Origin of the sequence: Fodinibius sp. Rm-B-1B1-1 (assembly GCF_038594945.1) — a bacterium.
Classification (GTDB): domain Bacteria; phylum Bacteroidota; class Rhodothermia; order Balneolales; family Balneolaceae; genus Fodinibius; species Fodinibius alkaliphilus.
This window is the reverse complement of record NZ_JBCFYD010000001.1, coordinates 1-17,969: the sequence shown is the minus strand read 5'-3', so window position 1 is coordinate 17,969 and position 17,969 is coordinate 1. Positions and strand designations below refer to the sequence as shown.

Annotated in this window: 17 protein-coding genes; 4 read left to right on the top strand and 13 right to left on the bottom strand. The window is 40.5% G+C overall.

The window, feature by feature from the left end; translation table 11 throughout:
• Window positions 1–331: 331 nt before the first annotated feature.
• The 7 genes from AAFH98_RS00085 to AAFH98_RS00055 form a co-directional block, all read right to left on the bottom strand.
• Window positions 332–511 (bottom strand): class IIb bacteriocin, lactobin A/cerein 7B family, encoded by a 180-nt coding sequence (locus tag AAFH98_RS00085; RefSeq protein WP_342520620.1) that lies wholly within the window; start codon window positions 509–511, stop codon window positions 332–334.
• 31 nt (window positions 512–542) lie between these two features.
• Complete coding sequence (locus AAFH98_RS00080; protein ID WP_342520619.1) at window positions 543–722, bottom strand: hypothetical protein; 180 nt, start codon at window positions 720–722, stop codon at window positions 543–545.
• Window positions 723–801: 79 nt separating this feature from the next.
• Complete coding sequence (locus AAFH98_RS00075; RefSeq protein ID WP_342520618.1) at window positions 802–1,110, bottom strand: hypothetical protein; 309 nt, start codon at window positions 1,108–1,110, stop codon at window positions 802–804.
• Between the two features lie 12 nt (window positions 1,111–1,122).
• The gene (locus AAFH98_RS00070; protein WP_342520617.1) at window positions 1,123–3,327 is read right to left on the bottom strand and encodes a peptidase domain-containing ABC transporter; all 2,205 of its coding nucleotides are present in this window, start codon (window positions 3,325–3,327) and stop codon (window positions 1,123–1,125) included.
• A 61-nt stretch (window positions 3,328–3,388) separates the two neighbouring features.
• On the bottom strand, window positions 3,389–4,582 hold the full coding sequence (locus tag AAFH98_RS00065; protein WP_342520616.1) for an HlyD family secretion protein: 1,194 nt from the start codon (window positions 4,580–4,582) through the stop codon (window positions 3,389–3,391).
• Between the two features lie 67 nt (window positions 4,583–4,649).
• Complete coding sequence (locus AAFH98_RS00060) at window positions 4,650–4,826, bottom strand: hypothetical protein (protein WP_342520615.1); 177 nt, start codon at window positions 4,824–4,826, stop codon at window positions 4,650–4,652.
• Between the two features lie 99 nt (window positions 4,827–4,925).
• Complete coding sequence (locus AAFH98_RS00055) at window positions 4,926–5,603, bottom strand: helix-turn-helix transcriptional regulator (protein ID WP_342520614.1); 678 nt, start codon at window positions 5,601–5,603, stop codon at window positions 4,926–4,928.
• A 215-nt stretch (window positions 5,604–5,818) separates the two neighbouring features.
• On the opposite strand from AAFH98_RS00055, the gene AAFH98_RS00050 reads away from it, so the two are divergent.
• A complete protein-coding gene (locus tag AAFH98_RS00050) occupies window positions 5,819–7,231 on the top strand; it encodes an MBL fold metallo-hydrolase (protein ID WP_342520613.1) in 1,413 nt (470 codons plus the stop codon).
• 8 nt (window positions 7,232–7,239) lie between these two features.
• On the opposite strand, the gene AAFH98_RS00045 is transcribed toward AAFH98_RS00050, so the two are convergent.
• On the bottom strand, window positions 7,240–7,449 hold the full coding sequence (locus tag AAFH98_RS00045) for a hypothetical protein (RefSeq protein ID WP_342520612.1): 210 nt from the start codon (window positions 7,447–7,449) through the stop codon (window positions 7,240–7,242).
• Between the two features lie 138 nt (window positions 7,450–7,587).
• On the bottom strand, window positions 7,588–8,166 hold the full coding sequence (locus tag AAFH98_RS00040; protein ID WP_342520611.1) for a DNA-3-methyladenine glycosylase I: 579 nt from the start codon (window positions 8,164–8,166) through the stop codon (window positions 7,588–7,590).
• A gap of 69 nt (window positions 8,167–8,235) precedes the next feature.
• Here AAFH98_RS00040 and ppc point away from each other — a divergent pair, with 69 nt between their 5' ends.
• Window positions 8,236–11,025, top strand: a complete 2,790-nt coding sequence (ppc, locus tag AAFH98_RS00035; RefSeq protein ID WP_342520610.1) for a phosphoenolpyruvate carboxylase — start codon at window positions 8,236–8,238, stop codon at window positions 11,023–11,025.
• A 76-nt stretch (window positions 11,026–11,101) separates the two neighbouring features.
• On the opposite strand, the gene AAFH98_RS00030 is transcribed toward ppc, so the two are convergent.
• Both AAFH98_RS00030 and AAFH98_RS00025 read right to left on the bottom strand, forming a co-directional pair.
• Window positions 11,102–11,791 (bottom strand): uracil-DNA glycosylase, encoded by a 690-nt coding sequence (locus AAFH98_RS00030; RefSeq protein WP_342520609.1) that lies wholly within the window; start codon window positions 11,789–11,791, stop codon window positions 11,102–11,104.
• A 19-nt stretch (window positions 11,792–11,810) separates the two neighbouring features.
• Complete coding sequence (locus AAFH98_RS00025; protein WP_342520608.1) at window positions 11,811–13,163, bottom strand: M24 family metallopeptidase; 1,353 nt, start codon at window positions 13,161–13,163, stop codon at window positions 11,811–11,813.
• Window positions 13,164–13,381: 218 nt separating this feature from the next.
• Between AAFH98_RS00025 and AAFH98_RS00020 the strand changes: the two genes are divergently transcribed.
• Window positions 13,382–14,455, top strand: coding sequence for a branched-chain amino acid aminotransferase (locus AAFH98_RS00020; protein ID WP_342520607.1), 1,074 nt, complete (start codon window positions 13,382–13,384; stop codon window positions 14,453–14,455).
• A 49-nt stretch (window positions 14,456–14,504) separates the two neighbouring features.
• Here the strand turns inward: AAFH98_RS00020 and AAFH98_RS00015 are convergent, their stop codons facing one another.
• Both AAFH98_RS00015 and AAFH98_RS00010 read right to left on the bottom strand, forming a co-directional pair.
• Window positions 14,505–15,434 carry a 2-hydroxyacid dehydrogenase gene (locus tag AAFH98_RS00015; RefSeq protein WP_342520606.1) on the bottom strand — a complete coding sequence of 310 codons (930 nt, stop codon included), beginning with the start codon at window positions 15,432–15,434 and terminating at the stop codon, window positions 14,505–14,507.
• A gap of 56 nt (window positions 15,435–15,490) precedes the next feature.
• Complete coding sequence (locus AAFH98_RS00010) at window positions 15,491–16,774, bottom strand: Y-family DNA polymerase (protein ID WP_342520605.1); 1,284 nt, start codon at window positions 16,772–16,774, stop codon at window positions 15,491–15,493.
• Window positions 16,775–16,866: 92 nt separating this feature from the next.
• On the opposite strand from AAFH98_RS00010, the gene AAFH98_RS00005 reads away from it, so the two are divergent.
• Window positions 16,867–17,637: a queuosine precursor transporter gene (locus AAFH98_RS00005; RefSeq protein ID WP_342520604.1), complete on the top strand. Its 771-nt coding sequence runs from the start codon at window positions 16,867–16,869 to the stop codon at window positions 17,635–17,637.
• The last annotated feature ends 332 nt before the right edge of the window (window positions 17,638–17,969 follow it).

Below are 17,969 nucleotides of genomic sequence, written 5' to 3'. Positions count from 1 at the left end.
CATTTTAAAGTAGATAAAAGCCAGGTTTCTTGCAGTGTTTAGCTCGCGTAATTATATGCTGGAATGGCTAGAAAATAAAAAACCTCAAAAATAATTAGCAAAGTTATTACCCAATATAAAGTCTCATATATTTTTGAGGAATACTTATCTCTTTTAATTTTTACAAAAACATAAAGACCAATTGTAGTAATTATTGTAACAAGATACGTATTTATGTATTTTAGATCTGGATTTAAAAAAATATCCATATGATAATTTCTTAAGTAGTTACATGATAAAAGTAAGTATAAGTGAACAAGTGGAGTTATTCACTTATACTTTTACTTTAATTTTATTCTTTACAGGGGGGGGGAGGGCAATCTTCTTTGCCTTGAGAGTATCCATAATAGTAAGCACCTGAAAGAATTGCACCATAGATAACAGCAGCAGCTGCTGCAGGAGGGTAGCCACCGCTTATTTTTTTTAATTCTAACTTATCAAGTTCTTTTAGCTTCGATTTTTGATAATTCATAATCAAGTAGATTTATTAGGTTTTAATTGCATTAGCAGTTTTCTTGTGCATTGTCGTATCCACTTTGATAAGCACCCTCAATTGACTTAACAATAACAGTTACTAATCCCTTACCAGGGTAGTGGGTTGGGTACATTAGTAACCCTCCGTCTATTTTTGTTTTTTCTGTTGGTTTCAGTTCAATTAATCCCCTTTCGTTCAAGTTATCCATAATATTTCACCTAATTTTTTTAATTAGTATTAAATGAAAACCACTTATAAAATGGCTTTCATTTATAAAAAACAGCCTCTTACTGAACAAATAAATACAGCGACCTATTTTTCATTAAAAAACCTCCTCCAACCTTTCTTTGTTGATCCGCTGAAATGTTTTTAAAACCCACCATGATTTTCCCTTTCTCTTCATACACATAGCTTTGCCGGCATGAATCGTAACTTATAGGGCAATCAAACTCTTCTTTCAGTTCACGCAGGAATTTATAAAGCCAGCGCTCAGAAATATCTAACTTATTGGCAAGTTCTTCCGGTGGACCGGTACTTTTACGGCGTATCATTGCATCAAGACGTCGAATACGGGTCAAGTAGGTACGAAGTGACATATAGAAAGATATTTAGTTGACGGTTTGATCTAACTCAGCTAAAGATTTTCCATTCAAGATCGGAAACTGTTTTTGCCAGAGCTTAAAATAGGTTTCTTCCTGCTCCATAAGTTCTTGGTGGGTACCTTCTTCTACAATTTGACCTTCATCCAGGACGCATATTTTATCGGCCTGAAAGACGGTGCTCAGGCGATGGGCAATCAAAATAATGGTTTTGCCTTGTTCCGTGAGCATATCAATAGTTCGCTGTACATGTTGCTCGGAGGAAGAGTCCAGGGAAGAGGTAGCCTCGTCCATAATTAGCACTTCGGGTTCTTGGTATAGTGCTCGGGCAATGGCAATACGTTGTTTCTGTCCTCCAGATAGGTTAGCCCCATTCTCCCCTAAGTAGGTTTCAAAGCCATTGGGAAGGTTTTCAATAAAATCCATGATCTTTAGTTGTTTACAAATCTCAATGATTTTCTCCATGTCTGGGTTAAATTCCCCCACTGCGATATTGTCAATAACATTGCCGGCAAAAAGGTCGATATCTTGAGGGACCACAGAAATATTATCTCGAAGACTACGATTGGTTATATAGTCCAAGTTTATGTCTCCAATCATCACTTTTCCACCATCAAGCGGATAAAGTTTTTGCAGGATGTTGATTATTGTTGTTTTTCCAGATCCGCTTTCTCCCACAAAAGCGGTAACTTTACCTTTGGGAATTGTCAGGGTTAAATCTTCGAAGACTGTAACCCGTGATCCATACCGGAAGTGAACATCCTGAAATACAACATTGCCTACAGATTCAGGTTTCAATTCTATCTGTTGACCTTGTTCTTCTTTTTCAAGATCCATTATCTCGAACAGACGATCTGCAGCAATTAGGGCATCTTGAATGGTTTTATTCATCCCAATAAGTTTTTCAGCGGGCCCGGTAAAATAGCCGATAACAGCGTAGAAAGACATCAGCTCACCGGTAGTAATGGTATTTTCCATTACGTAATAAGCTCCCAGCCAAAGCAGAATGATCGTAAACGTTCTGGAGGTAAAAGTTGAAGCATTTCCGGAGAAGACGGAATTCAATCCCGATCGGTAAATAGATTTAAGTAGTTTAACAAAGCGATCTTCCGTTTTCATGTTGGCATAATCTTCTAACCCAAACTGTTTGATGGTAGATACCGAATTAAGTGATTCCACCAGTTGAGATTCTAAATCAGCTGCGTCTTCCATCACCCGGCGTTGGGTTTTCTTATTAATCTTATTTGTAATAAGGTATACGAGGGCATAAGTGGGAATTACTGCAAGCATTACAAGCCCCAGTTTCCAGAAGTACGTAAACATGAGTCCGAACGAAAAGAGGACCACAAAGATATTGACCGTTAAATTTATCGCTACATCATTGATAAAGGTTCGAATCTTAACGGCGTCATTAATACGGGAGATAATTTCACCTACGCGCATTGTATCAAAGAAACGTTGTGGAAGCTTGAGCAGATGCTTGTAATAGCCCAGAATAAGCCTGGCGTCAATAAGTTGGCCCGTTTTTAAGGTAAAGACCGTTTTGGTGGCGCCAATAAAAATTTGAAGAATAAGTAATATGACCATCCCAATTCCGAGAAGGTTCAGCAAGTTTTTATTACCATCTGGAATGACATGGTCAAGAAGTAGTTGAACAAATATAGCCGTTGATAGGCCAATGATTGTAAAGAGGGCGGCTCCAACAAGGGCTTGCGTCAATACTTTTTTGTGGGGTTTCAGTAAAAACCACAGGCGGCTCACGATTGAAACTTTCTCATCACCTGCCTGAAAGTCTTCATCAGGCATGAGCAAAACTAAAACGCCTGTCCACTGTTCTTTAAATTCTTCGTGAGGTATTTTGTGAAGCTTTCCATCTTGAGGGTCCATAACCACAATGTGTTTATCGTTGGCCTCATAAATGACCACATAATGGTGGAGGACCTCTTTTACGACTACGTGAGCAATGGTCGGGGTAGGAATTTTAAATAGGCTGTCAAATTCTCCTTTAACCCCTTTCGCAGAAAACCCCAATTTTTCTGCAGCTTCAATCATGCCTAATACATTTGTCCCTTTTTTATCGGTAGAAGCATACTGACGGATTCTGGCGATAGGTAATTTTAAATCATAATGTGCTGCAACCGAAGCTAAGCAGGCTGCACCACAATCAGTAACATCATGCTGTTCTATACCAATTTTACGCTCTTTGAACCACATTGAACAACTAATATTTTATTTTTATTAATTTTAGCAGGTTGCAAACGTAGATCACCCAATATCACATTGATGCTTGTGCTGTTTTTGGGTTTTGATTGTTCCAGTTGGGGTTTAACCAGTCATCTACGTTATCATATAACAGTTGGAAAAGACTTCTCTCGCTAATAGTAAATCGTGTTTGCATCGTCATACCTTTTTTTAGTTGACCCCGATAGCCATTTTGCAGTTCCAGGTATGATTGATCAAGAACACTACGTACTATAAAAACGGGTTGTTCATTTATAACTGAAACATCATTAGAGATTTCTTTTACTTTACCGGTAAGAATGCCCCATTGGTTATAATCAAAAGCTGATATTTGCATTCGGGCTTTCATTCCTTCTCTGATTAAGCCGATATCTTTTGGGGGAACATAGCTTTCGGCAATAAGTCCAGTGTCCGGTGATATTGTTGCCAGGGTTTGGTTGGGTGAGACAAAGCTACCTTCGTAGATGCCTTGTAAATTTTGAACGGTACCTGCAATGGGTGCTCTAATTATATATTGTTCTTGCTCTCTTTTAAGTTGTTCTTCCTCCGATTTCAATTGGTCAAGTTCTTCCTGGTATGCTATTGCTTCAGATTGCCATTCATTGAGCTGTTGATCAAGGAGTAAGTCGAATTCATTTTGGGCCGCTTCTAATGTAAAGGAGGTTTGTTCATATTCTGCCTCACTCAACATATTATTATTGTAGAGTTGTTTATCACGCTGGAATTTCCTTTTAGCTTTCGTGATCTTTTGACTATTTCGTTGAATTTGCTGTTTAAATGCAAGAAAAGAACGCTGATATTTAGCTGTGCCTAAATCAATTGGCTGATAAACGGAGGCAGAATCAATACTTTGTAAAGTTGATAAATCTTTGAGGTATTTGTCGATCTTCTGTTGACGCTGAGTATTGAAAAATAATTTTTCTTGGATGAGGGGAGAGGCTATTTCCGCAACTTTTTCCCCTTTTTTGATGGGTTCATTTTCCCGGATATATAATTTGTTAATCTTGCCTGACACAAGTGAGGTCAATTGGTTACGTTCTGTAAGGGAGGTAATAACGCCTTGGCTTCTAACACTTACATCAACAGAAATGAATGGCAAGGAAGCTAAAGCACCTATGATAAACAGTACAATTGTAGTATAAATTAGTTTGGTCTTTACGGTGTGCTTGTGAAAATTAGCTTCAGCAGAATTGTCAATGATTTCTTTTGGGAAAAGGTGATTAGGCATTATATATGATCAGTTTAAATAACACGAGGCTTCTCAAAATTGAAAAACCTCGTGTTCAATAAAGAGTTTAATTTGATACTATATCTTCTAATGTGGGTAATGAGGGACGGGTACATCCACTATTATCACCATCCATTGGGTCAGGGTCATAAACCCCGGTATCTGTACCTCCGTCTATTTTTTTGGTTTGGGCAATATTTAATTCGGAAAGATTGAGCTCATGCAAATTTTCAGATTTTAGCATAATAAGTCTCTATTAAGTTAGTCTAAGATTTGTTGAACGGTATTGCACCGCTTTTGCAAGCAACTCTTAAAAGAGGGGAAAGTAAATGACCATTGATGGTTATTTTAGGTTAACTTCAAATTTATCAAGGGAAGATTCATTCTGCTCAATACTAAGCAGTGTTTTTAATGCATGTTTCTTCTGTAAGCAAAAATTACCGAGAGTTTTACTATCTGAAAGAGATAGTTTTTTGATGATGTTTTTCCGATGGTTATTTATAGTATGATGGCTCCGGCACCATTCTTCAGCAATTTCTTTTGTAGTCTTGCCAAGGCTTATTTGACACATTGTTTTTAGCTCTGTACTCGTAAGAGGGGAAGATAGGTTCCGCTTGAGAAGTATATTATGCTGTTCTTGGCGTGTTTTGTTTAGAAAGAGTTTCGTTTTTTTGGATAGAAACGATTTTTTTTGAGCTAAGCTACTTATGCTTGTATCTAACGTTTTAATTTTTTCCTTATTAGAGATAAAACTTACATAGTGACATGAGAATTGAAATAACCAATATAGGTGACTTATTTTCCCAACTAATGCGATATAATTAGATGGGCTACAAAGTTTGTCGAGTTTTTTTTGGTTGGATTGGAATAAAAACTCAGTATCAATGACATATATTGTTTTTTTATTATTTTTAATGTGTTTTGCAAAACCTCTTCTCGTTACATCATAGCCCTTTTGTTTTAATAAGTTGGACAAGGCCTTGCCTTCTATTTCTCTGGAATGCAAAAGATTTATAGTCATTCTATGACCCCGAAAAGTTAATATTAAGCCTTTATTAATAAAGAGTTGTAGAGGGAGCGATTGTTACGAGATTAATTTATTTTAATGCGTGGTTTGAAACGCTTGATAGGATAGTCTTTTGTAATCTGTAACCAAAAATGCTTTTTATATTTAATTAGTTATTTTCAGCGATTGTAAATTCAACTTTTCATTTTAAACGGTAGTAGTTGTAATAGATGTATTTCGAACAGATTTTTGAAGAGAAGTTAGCGCAGTATTCCTATCTAATTGGATGTCAAGAAACGGGAGAAGCCATTATTATTGATCCCATGCGGGATATAGATAGATATAAAAAGAGAGCAGAAAAGGAAGGACTCAAGATAGTAGCGGCTGCCGAGACCCATATTCACGCGGATTATTTAACAGGACTGCGTGAGCTTGCCGAGGAGGGGATTAAGGTTTATGCTTCTGGTGAAGGGGGGAAAGACTGGCAGTATAAATGGTTCAAAAATAGCGATTATAATTACAAGCTTGTTAAGGATGGAGATCACTTTAGTATTGGAAATATCCATTTTGAAGTAACACACACGCCGGGCCATACGCCCGAGCATGTGAGCTATATGGTTACGGATGGAGCCGCAGCATCGGATCCAATGGGGATTCTAACTGGTGATTTTGTTTTCGTAGGGGATGTTGGCCGACCTGATCTATTGGAGACAGCGGCAGGCCAGAAAGGAGCCATGCAGTCCTCGGCACGTACGCTGTTTGATTCGGTAGAACGATTTAAGGAGATGCCTGAATATTTGCAGGTCTGGCCGGGCCACGGATCAGGCAGTGCCTGTGGTAAAGCGCTTGGTTTTGTGCCGGAATCAACGGTAGGGTACGAGTTGCGGTATAATCCATCCATTCAAGCCTCGGAAAGTGAACAGGAGTTTGTTGATTTTATTCTCGATGGGCAACCCGAGCCTCCACTGTATTTTGCTCGTATGAAACGAGATAATCGAGGTGGTCCTAAAGTACTTGGGACACTCCCTGATCCAGAGAAAATGTCGCCTGAACAGTTGGCGGAATTGGCTGCAAAGAAAGGGAGTGTTGCTATTGATACTCGAGAGCGGACAGCGTTTATGGACCGTCACCTGAAAGGATCGTTGTTGGCAACGTTTGGCAAATCATTCAATACGGTGGTGGGCTCTTATGTACGTGAAAATGAGGATATATTTTTAATCATCCGTGAATCGGATTTGGATGAGGCTGTTCGGGATTTGATCAGGATAGGCTTGGATAACATTAAAGGATATGTGACCCCGGAAGAATTCGACCAATATTTGGGAGATACCGAGGAGGGGGAGAGCGTTGAGGTCATCAATTTCGATGATACCGCAGATCTTATTAAAGATCCCCAATATCAAGCTCTTGACGTTCGAAAAGCTACTGAGTTTAGCGAGGGGCATGTAACAGGAGCAATCAATATTGCACATACCCGGTTATTGGATCGCGAAAAGGAGTTGGATAAAGATAAAACGTGGTTGATTTATTGCCGTACTGGCAGGCGTGCATCTGTAGCCACCTCTTTATTGCATAGAGATGGCTTTAAGGTAAAGTATGTAGATGATGATGTTGAACCATGGTTAGCCAAGCAAAAGAAGTAGAATGGGTATTACTCAGTGTCCTGACTTTGCAGGTATTCGTTGGTTATTTTGCGGGTCTGTTCCGCTCCCATATACTTCTCGAGATCGTAGAGCGTGATCTTTTTTTCTCCTTCGTGAAAGGAATAGGTTAAATGACCACTTTCGATTTCCTTTTCAACCTCACTGGTCTTCATCTCTAACATTTCTCCAACTTCTTCCAGTGAAAACATTGAACGCATAATGCTTAAATATCTTTTGAATTAGATGGTTCGATCATTTAGCCTCAAAGATAGAAAAAATCAGCTTTTATCATAGTGGTAATAAGGCTTTTTATCGACGAAATAGTGGAATATTCCTATTTCCTGTGCACAAATCTGTTACTGATATTGCTGCTTTATTTGTTGATAACGAAAGCACGAAGTTACATGATCGTTAACTAAACCCGTTGCTTGCATGTGTGCATATATGGTTGTGCTGCCAATGAATTTAAATCCCCTCTTTTTAAGATCTTTGCTCAGTCGATCAGAAAGGTCTGTTGTAGCCGGAACTTTGTCCATAGACTCCCATGCATTATGAATAGGACTACCGCCAACAAAGTCCCAGATATAATTGCAGAAGCTTCCGAACTCTTTCTGTATCTGTAAAAAATGTTGGGCATTATTTATAGTAGATCGAATCTTTTGCTCGTTACGAATGATTTCGGGATTCGATAGTAATATTTGGACGTCGGATTCATCGAATTGAGCTACTTTTTGTGGATCAAACCCAGCAAATGCGTTGTGGTATCCTTTGCGTTTTTTTAGAATTGTACTCCAGCTTAAGCCAGCTTGTGAGCTTTCGAGTACTAAAAATTCGAATTGGGTTTGGTCGTCATAAACCGGCACGCCCCATTCTTCATCATGGTAGCGAACGTATTGTTCAAAAGTATTTTCACACCAGTCGCATCGTGTTGGCATAATTGTATTTTTAGGTATTAAAATCCCATCTTAGTTTAAACTCTGATAATTTTATAAAATAGCAATTCTATGAAATGGGAAAAACTGGTAGAGCAGCGTAAAAATAAAAGTGGTATTAGTTCTAAACTTTCGGCGCGATTAGAGCAATTAGCTGATTTTTTAGAGCAGATTGTCCGCGACAAGGAAGGTAGGTCACTATTAGAAATGCTGGTCGATTTTCCTGAGCAAGCGCATCTTGCTTTTGATGAGGGCAATAAAGAAGTGTTAGATCGGCTAAAATCACAAATAGAAGCTCTTTCTATTGAGCAGATAGCACAATTTGTTCGCTATTACACCGTCTTTTTTCACTTAATGAATTCACAGGAGCAACGAGAAATTACCCGGATTAATCGGGAACGTGCTATGGAGACTGGGGCCGATTCACCTCGAAGTGAAAGCATTGCTGAAGCTATCCATTTTTTGAAAAAGGAGGGATTTACGGCGGAAGAAGCGGTCAACGTTATTGCACAGCTTGATATACAGCCTACTATTACTGCTCATCCTACCGAAGCCCGACGGCACAGTGTGCTCACCAAACAGCAGCACATTACGGAAATGATTGAGCAGCTCAAAACAGACCAGCTTACGCCTGGAGAACACAAAGAACTGAAGTTGGATATTTTTAATGAAATTCACCTGTTGCTTTCTACCGATGAGGTACGAACGGAGCGGGTGACGGTCGAAGATGAAGTAGAAAATGGAATATTCTATTTCAGGAATGCTATCTGGCAAACAATTCCGGTGCTTTACGATGATCTGCGGAATGCTTTTGAGATGTATTATGATGAGGTTCCGGATTTCGACACCATTTTACGCTACCGATCTTGGATTGGAAGTGATCGAGATGGAAATCCCAATGTCACCCCAGAGGTGACTTGGCAGACGATTTTGGAGCAGCGCCAAAATGTGATGGAGTTATATTTGGAGGAATTAGACCAGCTGCGCAGTTATTTAAGTATTTCGCAAAACAAGTATGATATTTCGGATGAGTTAAAAGCTTCGTTAATACGAGACCAGCGGCAAGATCCGCTTTCTGATCGGTATAAGCGTCTATACAATCAGGAGCCTTATCGCCGAAAGGTGACTCATATTATGCACAAGCTGCAGCATCAGCTACGAATGATTAAAAGTGGTCGGCCCAATGACATTTTAGAAGAGGGACAAGCATATAACGTCTCCAATTTTATCCGTGATTTAGAACTTATTTCAGACAGTTTAAATAAGTTTGGCCTTCAGGGCATAGCCTCTCACGGAAAATTAAAGCATTTGTTGATTCGGGCAAAAACATTCGGATTTCATATGGCCGGATTGGATATCCGTCAACATTCCGAAAAGCATGAAATGGCTATCGCAGAATTGCTTTCGGTAGCTGAGGTGACGGATGAGTATTCATCCCTTTCGGAAAAAGAAAAAGTTCAACTTTTGACAAAGGAGCTTAAAAATCCCCGACCACTTTCTCCCGTACAGTCTCACTTGAGTGAGGATACCACTCAAATGCTGGAGGTTTTTGGGATGATAAAACGGATGTTAAACTTAGATACCAATAGTTTTGGGAACTACATTATTAGCATGACGCACGGCGTCAGTGATATGCTGGAGGTGCTTATTCTGGCAAAAGAAACCGGCCTTTGGAGCTACGAGGATGGTCACGTGGAAAGTCAGATTGATGTGGTCCCCCTGTTTGAAACTATCGAGGATTTGGCAGAATGTGGTCGATTGATGACTGAAATTTATGAAAGTCCGCTATATCAGAATCAGTTAGAGGCCAGAGATTCTTTTCAGGAAATTATGCTGGGATATTCTGACAGTAATAAGGATGGTGGATATTGGATGGCAAACTGGGCGCTTGAGAAAGCACAGCGCGATCTGGGAAACGTGTGCCGCGAATATGATATCGATTTCCGATTGTTTCATGGTCGGGGTGGTACGGTTGGCCGCGGTGGTGGACGCTCGAATCAGGCGATTTTGGCGTTGCCGCCTATCAGTAACAATGGCCGTATTCGGTTTACAGAACAGGGAGAGGTGATTTCATTTCGGTATTCGTTAGCGTCGATAACGCGTCGTCACCTTGAGCAAATTGTGAATGCGATGATCCGGATTACGGTATCAAAAGAATCAGAAATGCAGCAACAGGAACAGTTTGATGAGGTTATGGATCAGTTGGCTTCTACATCGATGGAAGTATACCGTAACCTAATTGATGACGATAAATTTTGGGGCTGGTATATGGCAAAGACGCCTATCGAACATATTAGCCGATTGCCCATTGCTTCCCGGCCGGTGTCGCGCGGAAGTGCCAAAGCCGCTGATTTTGAGAATCTGCGAGCAATTCCCTGGGTATTTGCATGGACACAAGTGCGTTATAATGTGCCGGGTTGGTTTGGGATTGGGGAATCTTTACATCAGATGATTCAACAAGAGGGAAAATTAGAGCTGCTCAAAAAATGGTACCAAGATACCATTTTCTTTAAGACCGTACTCGATAACGCCCAGCGCGAAATGGCGCGGACACATATACCTACGGCAAATAATTATCGCGACAATGACGATGGAGGATTCCACAAACGTATAACAGAAGACTTTGCCAAAGCCGAAGAAGCAATTGCAAAAATTACGGGACAAAAAGAATTGCTTGATATTAACCCGGTGATAAAAAAGTCAATACGGTTCCGAAATCCGTTTACCTATCCGTTGAATATGATGCAGTCAGAACTGCTTGACCGATGGAAAGAAAAAGATGATCGTGACGAAGAATTACTGCGGGATGCGTTATTCTTGAGCATCAACGGAGTGGCCGCTGCCATGCAAAGCACGGGATAAATTGCAGGTTAAACAGATAATCACTGATTTGTTTAATGATAAAAAATTATATTCGCGAAAATCTGTCTGATCCGTGTTATCTGCGTTCTATTAATTCCTTCATCTGGCGGCGGAATTTTGGAGCTCCTCCATTGGCTGGGTGGCGTACAGGCGTGTAATCAGATATCCCAAAAGCATCCAAACTTTGCTCGCATTTTCGTCCCACTGCTATAATTTCTCCGTCTGGGAATAGTTCCAGAAAAGCTTTTAATGAGGGATATCCTTTTTCAAGTTCACTGTCGGTAGGAGTACGATTACTGAGAAGCCCATCATCAGAATCATACGGATGCCAAGGCAAGGCATTCCAGAGCACAGTTTCATACGGGTCAATGCCCAGCTGATAGATTGCTTTCCACATGATCGTAGCCGTTGGCTCCGACATTCCTTTTTTCTTTACCGCTGGTTTGCTGGTGCGTTGTGCTTTAATAGTTTGAAAAGCACCATCAGCAGGAATACCGTGTACCGGCTTATGGTGACCGAGCAGAATACGTTCGGAGGTCATCGCAATACCCGTAAAATGGCCCCCTTGATAGCCCAGTGCCTCGGCAATAAAAAGATATTTTGCCGTATCAAGACGCTCTTTTAGATAGTGCTTGAGTTGTGTTCTGCGAACCTTCGGCCCGTTATTGTCTTGATCATGTTCGGGGTCCGACTGATACCAAGGGTTAAAAAAGGGACCTTGAGGGGTATCCTTAAGAAGGTTCAATAAGGAATCAATGCTATTCATTAAAGAAATTGGGTTGTAATTAATCTTGTCGTGGTATAAGCCAAAGTTCTGTTTGGCGGCCGTCAATATATCGAACTGAATCGCCATCAAAAAAGGCATCTTCCTCCAGCATTATGCGGATTTCTTTATTCCACTCCGGAATGTTTACAGTAGCATTTAATTCAATTGAGTGGGCTGTATTTGCATAAAGCGGGTAGTCGCCCTTGCCGGGTACGCCATCTTGTTGGTCCCAAAGTCCAATCGTTGGCCCAGCCCCGTGACCGTGATAGCCAATCGGGTGTGTGTAGATGCTGGGGGTGATGCCTTCGTTTATAGCTCTTTTTCGACTTTTAGCAAGTATTTCATTTCCATTGCGACCTTCTTTAAAATTTTCCGTCAGGATATCCTGCAGACGGTTCCCAGTCTTTAATGCTTTCTGAAGCCCTTTAGGAGCTTGGTTTTCTCCGGGCTTAAGAACGTAGGCATGTTGTTGGGTGTCGGTGTTGAGCCCCAGGTAAGTGATACCAAAATCGACATGGAGCAGGTCTCCGGGAAGAATAACATTTTCATCGGGACGTTGGGAGAAGTTATTCAGGAACGATGTATCAGGATCGGCTGAACGTTGCACTGATACGCTGGGGTGAAACCAAGCCGTTAGGTTGAGGTCACGGATACGTTCACGGTACCACCACTCTACATCGGTTGTAGTAGTGATGCCCGGCTGGATTACTTTTTCCGAAAATCCCTCCGCAATGATATCATGTGCAATATGGACAATCATGGGATAGACTTGCATTTCGGGTTCAGTGCGTGTTTCCAGCCAACCAATAGCTAAGTTTTCTCCTGATATAATACGATCTTGGTATTTTCTTGATAGGGTAGAAGAAAAATCCTTGTATTGTGATTTACTTATGCCATCGGCCAGTGCAAAAGTGGAGGAGTAATTAAGCGCAATAGTTTGCGGATCTTTTTCTTTAATGATGTCAGCAAGACGCTGCCACTGATTCGGTTCTTTTTCTTTATCCCAAGCCGTTTTAAAGAATTTGCCAATATCATATCGTGCTACAGCCATCCGTTCTACCTTTTGACCGTCGTTTGAAAAAACAAGTATCGTTCGACGGCGCGCAGATTGCCAGGTAGCAGGCAGCATCGTTTTGATGACGGGATCTTCATTATATTCGCGAGCAATGATAATCCACATATCAATATTTTCGCGACGCATGAGTTTGGGTATTACATTATTGAGCCGATGTTCGAGCCATTGATTTTCGACCTCAGCCCGTTCTTGCATCGATAATATGTTGGGAGGTGTGGTATGTTGGGCCGATATAATCGGGTTAGTAGCGAATAGAAAAATTAAAATCAGGGATGCGTATTTAGTAAATATATTCATCAAAGGTAGAGATTATTAAATAGTAATCAGACAACTCTAAATAGCGGAAAGCAACTCAGTTTGTCAATATTTTTAAAATTGAGTTTAAATAATTAAATCGAGAGTCTGGAAACAATGGCAAAGCGAAAAATCGTAATACTCCTGATGACTTTTATTTTGTGAAGAGATTCATCTACAAAAATTGTATTTTTAGCACAGTTTGAATCAATGAAATTATTATGACTACTGATACTATCTTTAATATTACTAAAACGTCGTCGAGTCGAATTGACAATGTAGACCTTGATACACCGGGTTTTGGGCGTGAGTTTGCCGACCATATGCTGGAGATGGAATATAAAGATGGGCAGTGGCAACAGCCTGAAATTAAGCCGTACGGGCCCATTGAAATTACCCCATCACTTAATGCTCTTCATTATGCACAATCAGTTTTTGAGGGCACCAAAGCATATTATGTGGATGGGGAAACTATAAACCTTTTTCGGCCCGAAAAAAATTACGAGCGTATGATGCGGTCCTGTGAGCGGATGTGTATCCCCAAGATGGACCGGGATATTTTTATAGAGGGAATTAAAGAGCTTATTCAGCTTGATCATCAGTGGGTGCCCCAGAAAGATGGCAATTCATTATACATACGCCCTTTTGCCTGTGCTTTTGATCCGATAATTTCAGCGCGGGTTGCCGAAACTTATCGCTTTTATATTATTACTTCACCAGTAGGATCGTATTATGATCGTCCGGTAAAGCTGACTACTTCTCAGCAATATGTGCGAGCTGTAAGAGGTGGGGTTGGGGATGCCAAGACAGCAGGTAATTATGCAGCCAGTTTATATCCTGCGCAGAAAGCTAAAAAGCAGGGATTCGATCAGGTTCTTTGGTTGGATGCTGAGGAGCATACCTATGTTGAGGAGGTTGGTACAATGAATATCTTTTTTGTAATTGACGGCGTGTTAGTAACACCTGATTTACGCGGTACAATCTTGCCGGGGGTTACACGAGATTCTGTCGTTCAGCTGGCCAAACATTGGGGAATGCCGGTTGAAGAGCGTCGAATCAGTATTGATGAAGTGATGGAAGCCGGTGAAAATGATATGTTAGATGAAGTATTTGGCGCCGGAACAGCTGCAGTTATTGCGCCAGTTGAAGAGGTTCACCATGATGGCCAGTCTGTTACTTTTGATATCGATGGACGAGGTCCCGTGGGGCAAAAGTTATATAATAGAATTACTGCTATTCAGCGTGGTCAGGCAGAAGATCCGTTTGGTTGGATTACGTCAGTTAAAGTTGACTAAAAAAGCAATAAGTAAGTTTTTTGCCTGTTACTCATCATATAAGGGGTGGTTAGTAGCCGAGTTCCTGATTTATTTTGTGGTTTAATTCCATCCCCGAAAGGGCACGCTTGTAATTGTCGACTATTTGACCGGCCACCTCATGTGGTTTGGTAAAGCTGGCAATATGGGGGGTAATAATGATATTTTCCCGATTCCAGAATGCATGTTTATCAGGCAATGGTTCTTCGGAAAAAACATCGAGCCAGGCACCCTGTATTATATTGCTGTCGAGGGCATAAATTAAGTCTTCATCTACCAAATGCTCCCCACGTGCTGCGTTGATAACCCAGGCGTTTTCTTTGAGTTGCTTAAAGGTGTTGAGGTCTAAAATTCCTTCAGTTTTAGTGGTGAGAGGAAGCAGGCAAACGAGTATTTGTGTAGCATTTAAAAAAGCCTTCTGATCTTTATCCCCGGAAAATGTTTTGACCCCTTCTATTTCTTTGGAGGTTCGTGCCCATCCCGAAACCTGATAACCCATCTCAGCTAATTGCTTAGCAACGGGTTGGCCGAGTTTACCCAATCCCATAACACCAATAGACAGTTCTGAAGCCAGTGAATGGGAGTGCGGCTGCCATTTCTTTTGATCATTCTGCCGTATATAATCAACAAGGTTACGCTGGATATTCAACACTGCAGCAGTGACGTATTCTTTCATCTGTTGGATTAGTGAGGGAGATACAACTCGGCAGATATCAATTGATTTCGGAAGGTGTTTGTCGGCCAATAGGTGATCAGCCCCTGCTCCCAACGATGATACGGCCTTAAGATTTGGAAAACTATCCATTACATGTTTGGGTTGGTTCCAGCATACGGCAAATTGCACGCGATCTTTATCCTTAATAGCTGGCCAGAACTCCACATCTATATTGGAATCTATATTATGAATTGCTTTTTCCCAGGATTCCAGGTCGCGATCGGGAGCGATAAATAATAGCGACATTTATTGCTAATATGATTTTAATAATTTCTGTGAGTCAATGTTATGTCGGGCTAAAATTAGGCCTTTGCTTCTAAAAGATCATCCCATTGAGTCGTATATTTTGGAGATAAGTATTCTTGTTTCATCTGCCAGGTTCGTTCAATACCGGTTGAGGCGAAATGGGCTGTTTCCGAGCCATACTTGGTGTTGATGTCATCCACTTTTTGCATCAGGTTACGTTCGTCAGTAGTGTAATGATCTTTGCTAAATAAATCAGTTTGTACTTCAGATCCGGGGAGAATACCGGTGAGCATCACGGCTACCTTTTTATAGCGAAGATTGGGCTGAAATAACTTTTTTAGGCAGGTGCGACCACACCTAATAAGATAGGCTGTATTTGCCGTAGGCATCTGCAAAGGAAGTTCAATGCCGTACTTATATTTTGATTTATAATTGGAATACTTATTGGTGCGAAGTGTAACATGTAACAGTGACGCTACAGAATTTTGGGCGCGAAGTTTCTCGGCTGCAATGCTGATGAATTGCGCAATAGCCTCACTGAGATCTTCCCGATCCGTAACAGCTTTTCCAAACGAACGAGAAGTCATAATACCTTTTCTTGGATCGCTAATATTTTCAACTTCAAGGCACGGCTGACCATTAAGCTCCATTACAGTTCGCAGTCCGTTGACACTTATTTTACTGCGGACCCATTCTTTTTTATCAATTTGTTGCTTTAACTGAAGAGCATTCCGGATGTTTTCTTGAAATAATCGTTGCGATAAGCCCCCACCAATACCCCAGATATCAGTTAATTTCGTTTCTTTCAAGATGGCATCTAAATCAGGATTTTCAACCAAGTTTAATACCCCATCATATTTGGGGTTGGATTTAGCCCTTTCATTGGCAATTTTAGCCAACGTTTTTGATGGGGCAATACCTACTGAAACGGGGAGTCCAGTCCACCGTTTTACGGTGGATTTAATTTCTTTTCCAAAGCGGTCTAAATTGTTGGTGATCAACTTCGGAAATTCTATAAAGGCTTCATCAATACTATAAGGTTCGACCTTTGGAGTAAGGTGCCGAAGTGTTTCCATTACTCGGCGCGACATATCTCCATACAGTGCATAGTTCGAAGATTTTAAAACAACATTTTTTTGCTTGATGAGATCCCGAATTTTAAACTCGGGTACACCCATTTTAACACCCGCAATTTTCGCTTCATCAGAACGGGCAATTACGCATCCATCATTATTAGATAAAATGGCAATGGGCTTGCCTCTTATAGAAGGATCAAAAACGCGTTCGCAAGAAGCATAAAAATTATTACAGTCGATAAGTGCATATACTGATCTGCCCATAGGTGAAACGATAAGAGTGGAAATTGCTTTTATTTAATTTATTATTGGAAACAGTTATTCGAAAACAGTAATTGTAAATAAATTTGATATCGATGGACGGTGAACAGAATCCACCGGTTGCTACCTATAAACGAGATGCCCTATTCTTATCCTTGGCTGGCATTTTTCTAACCTCATTAGTACTTGGTAACATTATAGGAACTACCAAGTTTGTTACAATATTTTCTGTAGAACTTTCTGGTTGGATGTTGACGATTGTTCCCGAACTCATCCGCGATAACAGTATCTACACTATGAGCGTGCCAGTGGGGGTTATTGCTTATCCGTTTACTTTTTTAGCTACTGATCTTATTTCAGAGTTATACGGTCGAAAAAAGGCTCAGCTGGTTGTATGGGTCGGTTTTTGGATGAATGTTTTTATGCTTTTTCTGATGACAGTAAACCACTGGTTGCCCAATACCGGTGGGGTAAGTGGAGGGTTACAACTATTCGAAGGTGTTTATGAATTTATGATTGGTAATACCATTGCCAGTATGATTGCTTACCTGGTGGCACAAACTGTTGATGTTCGCCTATTTCACTTTTGGAAAGATTTGACAGATGGAAAACATTTGTGGCTGCGCAATAATGCATCAACAACAGTGAGCCAGTTGGTGGATTCTACAGCTATTTTATCAATCTTATTTTTCGCCGGAAACCTGGGACAAGAAGTTGATACGATTGGCAAATTAATCATCCTAATTCTCAATTCTTACTTCTTTAAATTCTTTTTCGCACTGTTCGATACTCCACTTTGTTATTTGGGGGTTAAAATCTTCCAGGATTTTGAAGAAGATCCCAGTGAAAATAGTCTATATGAGTAATTTTTGAACCCTAAAATACGGTTTAAATCATATGGACTTAGGTTGGGTAAAAAAGTAAAATTAATCCCAAAAAAACATTGACATATACCCCGGTTTGGTCTTACATTAGGATTCCAATTTGAAACGGGGTTGAGCCCAGCAGCAAATGAGTTCAACTCCGTTTTTTTGGCTCTAATAAATCGGCCAAAAATTGGAAAGAACAAAGCGTTCTTTGACAGACTGAGAACATACAGACGATCGCACGTCGAGCCCTTGTCAGCTCCGGTTTTGCCGGAGTCGATGAGAGTCAATTGAAGAAGTACAGTGATTGATCCGAGTCCAGAGACTCAAAC